Origin of the sequence: Paenibacillus roseus, from assembly GCF_016424485.1 — a bacterium.
Classification (GTDB): Bacteria; Bacillota; Bacilli; order Paenibacillales; family Paenibacillaceae; genus Paenibacillus_D; species Paenibacillus_D roseus.
The window spans coordinates 1-3292 of record NZ_JAELUP010000040.1 but is presented as its reverse complement, the minus strand read 5'-3'; the positions used below and the strand labels follow the sequence as shown (position 1 = coordinate 3292).

The window sequence follows — 3292 nt, the reverse complement described above, 5'->3', positions numbered from 1 at the left end:
ATTTAGATAAATGAAAATGTCTTTTATAAAACTTATATATTTTAGTCAATTAGAAAATATAATTGACTAAAATAAAAAAATTAATTTATTTTATTGCTTATTTATATATTAAATACATAAAGCTAAAGCTGCTTTGTGAACAACTAAATATAAAGGAGCTGGATAAAATATAAAAAATGTTAAGAAATAAAAACTTAATGCTAATATATAAGCATTTCCTCTCGGAATACGTACACTATTACACCATGTTTTAGGAATAGAAAAATACATTATACGGATTAAACGTATATAATAAAAACAAGTTAATACACTAGTTAAAATACCTAATATTGCAAGAAGACCTAAATTACTACTTAAAGCTGAAAAAAATAAAAATGCTTTACTATAAAACCCTGCAAATGGTGGGATACCTGCCATAGAAAACATAGTAATAGTAAATGTAATTGCAATTAAAGGATTAGTTTTTGCTAAATAAGCTAAATCCGTAATATATTTAATTTGACTTAATGTATGATTTTTAGTATGACGTGTACCGCTTAAAATAATAGCAAATACTGCTATATTCATAACAATATATACTATTAAATATAATAAAAGAGATTGTACTCCTTCAATGCTAGCACAAGCGAATCCTACCAATAAGTAACCTGCGTGACTTATACTACTAAAAGCTAAAAATCGCTTAATTTTATTTTGAGTTAATGCTGCAAAAGCTCCTAATATCATAGAAATACTACTAGAAATAATAATTACAGTTTGCCATGTATCTATTAGATCATAGAATCCTTCTAAAAATAATCGTAAAAATGCAGCAAAAAATGCTAATTTTGGAGTTACTGTAAAAAATGTTGTTACTGGAGTAGGTGCACCTTCATATACATCTGGAGACCACATATGAAAGGGAGCTGCCGCTATTTTAAATAAGAATCCTGTTAATAAAAAAATGATACCTAATTGACAAGCAGGAATTGAAAATGTAGAAGTAGAAATACTTTCTGATAATCCTGCAGTCCCAGCAAATAATTTAGCACATTCAGAAAAAGATATAGTTCCTGTAAATCCATAAATTAATGAACATCCAAATAATAATAATCCAGAAGAAAAAGCTCCTAATAGGAAATATTTAATGCCTGCCTCTGTTGAAAATTCTGAATTTCGTTTCAATGCAGCAAGAACATAAAAAGCTAAACTTTGAAGTTCTATAGTTAAATATAATGAAATAAAATCTGCACTTGAAATTAAAAAGAGCATTCCTACAGTTGCTAATAAAATTAAAATCATTGATTCAAATGCATTTAATGATTTAGCTTTTAAGTAATCTAAAGATATTAATATTGTTACCGCACTAGCTAATAAACAACAAATTTTTATAAATTGTGTAAAGTCATCAATAACTAATGTATTATATAATAATATTGCATTATTTATTTCAGCATTATAAATTAGTAAAATTGTATAAATAAAAGTCAATATAACAAACCATCCAATATTTGTTGACAATATTGGAAAATTATAAGTTGACGATGTTGAAAAAATACAACCGTAAACTAATAAAAAAATTCCAGCACTTATTAAAAATATTTCTGGAATTAATGCTAAATAATCATTTTCAAACAAAAAACTAGAAAATGATACTTGATTATAAATAGGCTGATTTAAATACATCTGTTGAAATAGTCTATTTTTGTTTTCTTTTTAAATATAAAAATTATAAAAAAGATTTATAGGTTTAGGACAGAATCGAACTGTCTTTTTAAGATTTGCAATCTCATACATTGCCAATTATGTTACTAAACCAAATTTTGTGAAACGTTTATATTAAACATACATATCTATTGGTATTTATATAATTTGAAATATTTCTCTTTAAAAAAATTACCGAATCACAAAAATAGTTATTATTGTTATAAAAAGAGAAAAAATTTATTATATTTTTTATTAGCAATTTGATATTACCACCAACGATAACGCACGTATGCACGATTAGCTAATACAATATTATGTAATTCTTTTCTCTTTTCTCGAGCTTTTCCTTGTTTTAATGAAGCTAAATAAATTTCTTCCGCTAAACAATGAGCAAATTCATAATATGTAGGATTACTGCCACGTCGAGCCGTTGAAACTTCTACAAGCCAACGAATACCTTGATTAATAGCTTTTTTTTCGGAAATCATAGCTGGAACTGTAAAAGATGTTCCTGCTCGGCGAACTTTACGTACTTCGAAACCAGGACTTACATTTTGTAAAGCAATAAAAAAAATTTTAAACACATTTAAAGAGTGATTTAATTTAATTTGAGCTTCCGCACGTTTTTTTAAATGTAATAATGTTTCGTTAAATATTTTTAAAGCTTTTCCTTTTTCACCATTTTTCATTAAAACATTAATAAATTTTTTAATAATATAAGATGAAAACTCTTGTCGATTTTTACGCTGAATCATCAAACGTGTACGATGTACATTTTGAAGACCAACTTTTTTTGCCTGTTTTCGTTGTATTTTTGTTTGAATACTAGCTGTTTTATATAATTTTTTTTTTAAACTATATTTTTTTCGCTTTTTTATTCTTAATTTTTCTTTATTTTGGTTTACGTGTTCCATATTTTGATCTTGCTTGTTTTCTATTAACTACGCCTTGTAAGTCTAAAACATTACGGACAATTTTATATTTTACACCAGGTAAATCTTTAACACGACCACCACGAATCATCACTACTGAATGTTCTTGTAAATTATGGCCTTCTCCCGGTATATAAGCTATAACTTGTATTCCATTACTTAAACGTACCTTTGCTATTTTTCGTAAAGCTGAATTAGGCTTCTTCGGTGTACGTGTTGTTACACGAACACAAACACCTCTTTTTTGAGGACAACTATCTAAAGCTGGTTTTTTTATTCGGTGGTTTTTAACTTTTCTACAAGTATTTTTTCGAATTAATTGATTTCTAGATGGCATATTCAGATTAAATTAAATGTTATTTACCTTTTTTAATGTATCAATATTCAATAAAAAAGGTAATTGAATGCGTTGAGGTGAATATAAATAAATAAAAGCATTAATGGATTTAGCAATTTCTAAATTCAAAGAATTATGTATTAATTTTTCTTTAGAAGTTTCTAAAAATTGTTTTCTTTGATCTATTTGTAATCCTCGAGAAATATATTCAATTGTAGATTCCATTTTTTTTAAATTTCTACGATCAACTTCAGATACTAATTTACCTATTAATTTTTCTTTTTGTTTTAATACAACATGTAATTTGATAATTTTTTGTTTTCTTTGTATAAATGTA

Annotated in this window: 4 protein-coding genes and 1 tRNA gene; all 5 read right to left on the bottom strand. The window is 25.7% G+C overall.

The annotated features are described in order from the left end of the window. Positions 1 to 108: 108 nt before the first annotated feature. Complete coding sequence (locus JFN88_RS26190; RefSeq protein ID WP_199019288.1) at positions 109 to 1665, bottom strand: NADH-quinone oxidoreductase subunit N; 1557 nt, start codon at positions 1663 to 1665, stop codon at positions 109 to 111. Positions 1666 to 1725: 60 nt separating this feature from the next. Continuing rightward, positions 1726 to 1797, bottom strand: a tRNA-Cys gene (locus JFN88_RS26185). A gap of 155 nt (positions 1798 to 1952) precedes the next feature. Continuing rightward, entirely contained in the window at positions 1953 to 2600 is a 648-nt protein-coding gene (locus tag JFN88_RS26180; RefSeq protein ID WP_199019287.1) for an uS7 family ribosomal protein, read from the bottom strand. Beyond that, a complete protein-coding gene (gene rpsL / locus JFN88_RS26175) occupies positions 2578 to 2955 on the bottom strand; it encodes a 30S ribosomal protein S12 (RefSeq protein WP_199019286.1) in 378 nt (125 codons plus the stop codon). Before rpsL ends, JFN88_RS26180 begins: the two co-directional genes overlap by 23 nt. Positions 2956 to 2967: 12 nt before the next feature. Beyond that, a partial coding sequence (locus JFN88_RS26170; RefSeq protein ID WP_199019285.1) for a hypothetical protein occupies positions 2968 to 3292 on the bottom strand: 325 nt, incomplete at its 5' end.